The following is an 849-nucleotide window of genomic DNA, read 5'->3' as shown; positions in this document are numbered from 1 at the left end:
CTGACCTGGTCCCGGTCCTCACTCCGACCCTTGTCGTCCTTACCGCGCTCACCCCGGCCCTTGTCATCCCCGGCCTGCTCGTCTCCCCAGGCATTCTCGTTCCAGTTGCCGGCGCCGGTGCCCTGACCTTCATGCCAGTCACGACCCTCCTCGTTACGCTTGTCGTCATTGTTGAGCTGCTGCGCCGTGGACCACTTCGAATCGGCCAGGCCGTTGACGCCGCCGCCCCCGTACGCGACTCCCGTGAGACTGACCGCTCCCGTCAGGCCCAGGACGCCGGTGGCGAGCCACAGCTTGCGCCGGCCCGCCGCTGACGTGGTCTGGCGAACGGCGTCATCGTTACTGCGAAGGTAGTTGGACATCTGAGCTCTCTGCCCTCTCCTTGTACCCAGACAAGGTCGCTTCGCCTTCGCGAGCGGCCTTCGCTACAAATCGGTTGTAGCTGCTGAACAACACCGTATGAGAATGTTCCTCGCCATGTGGACGTATCCGAAGGAAACCCACATTTGGTGCATGGATGGGTCGGGTAGGCAGGAGTGCGGACGCCCGGTGCGGGCGTCGTAGGAGGGCGCTGAAGGCGCCATACCGGCCTTCGAGGTCGAAGTCCCTCGCGACGTCGGACAGCGGCCAGCCGTGACAGTCGGGTCGGAGGAAATCTCACGCCACCATCCGGCGCCGTCCTGTCGGACCTCCACCAGCGGGCGACCGACGGCGGGAGCCCCTTCCGCCCGCTGGTCGCGCGGCGGAAGGGACTCCCGCGTTATGTGGTGGTTCAGGCGTGGCAGTCTTTGACGTTGACGCAGTTCTTGGGGTCGTTGTCGGTGACGGTGGATTTGTCGTCGAGTTCGA

The 849-nt window shown here is 65.0% G+C and carries 1 pseudogene; it reads right to left on the bottom strand.

The features are described 5' to 3' along the window. A pseudogene (locus tag AC5L30_RS32975) lies at window positions 1-362 on the bottom strand (hypothetical protein); the annotation flags it as partial. Between the last annotated feature and the right edge of the window lie 487 nt (window positions 363-849).

The sequence above is a fragment of the Micromonospora sp. BQ32 genome, assembly GCF_059358895.1.
This window is presented reverse-complemented; position numbering and strand designations above follow the sequence as displayed.